General features: G+C 37.7%; 1 protein-coding gene. It reads right to left on the bottom strand.

The window, feature by feature from the left end; all coding sequences use genetic code 11:
* On the bottom strand, positions 1-400 hold a 400-nt coding region (locus CYP28_RS00885; RefSeq protein WP_103592740.1), incomplete at its 3' end, for a replication protein.
* Between the last annotated feature and the right edge of the window lie 696 nt (positions 401-1,096).

Raw genomic sequence — 1,096 nt, forward strand, 5'->3', positions numbered from 1 at the left:
CTACTTCACTTTTACTAAGCTCAACAAAATCAGTAATTGCAAAGCCATTAAGGCACTTTATTTCGCTTTCATCATACTGGTGCTTCTCTGGGTTGTCTTTATGAGTAAAATATCGATAATAGCCCCGTATGCTCTCTAAAGGAATAGGAATTGTGCCATTAACAGATTTTGCCAATTTTTCGGCTTGAGTAAAACGAACTGGACCGTCCCAGCAACAAATTACGTGATAATGTGCCTTTTTCTCGTGTTCATCAGCATTCAAATCTTTATCGTGTAGCGGTGAAATAGCAATAGGTGCGCCTGTTTCTTGCAATATTTCAAGCCAGTTGGTTGGCATACTCTCAGGGTATGCAACAAAAGCCCAGTTTCTCTTTTTGACATTTTTAGCATCTTGTGCCATAATTTAACTCCATTCTAAAAAAGAGAACCATAAATTTAAAAAGGTGTTTCAGGTTCTCTTTTTTTTTGATACTTGAATTGTGTCACAATATAACTTAAAATAAACTTACGTCACATGTCACAAGTCACCCATTGGGGGGTGTCGTAGTAACCCCCCAAATTCAAACACAAAAATCAGCTATAAAATTTAATTCGATCAGTGCAAAAACTTAAAGGTAAGAGTTTTTTATTAATTTGACAAGAATTGCCAATTTTTGGAGTTTGTAGGTTACACACTTATATTATATATAGCCAAGAGCCTTCCGCTCAAAACACTTCCCCACTGACGTGGGACCCCTTATTTTGGGCTTTTCGGCGTTTATGCACTCTCATTCGCACTTAGGGCGAAAGTTGCTATAATGCTCCACCCTTATGGGGTTATAACCCCATAACACATCTTTTTTATTGATTGCAGGATAGGCTTTAACGCCGAAAATGTCCGACAAAATTATGTTACAAAGTATGTTTTTACTATAGGCGAGCATACTCAAGGTAATACCTAGCGGTATTCATTGAGGCTCGCAAGGGGATATCCCCTTGACCCCTTAAAAAGGGGACACTTGTCAAATTAATAAAAAAATGCCAGTTTTAAGGAAGCGACTATGCGAATAGTTTTGGCTGCTTATCTTCTGCAGATTTAAGAGCAATGAATTTCTTG

The organism is Campylobacter concisus (genome assembly GCF_002914195.1).
In the GTDB taxonomy this organism is placed as follows: Bacteria; Campylobacterota; Campylobacteria; order Campylobacterales; family Campylobacteraceae; genus Campylobacter_A; species Campylobacter_A concisus_M.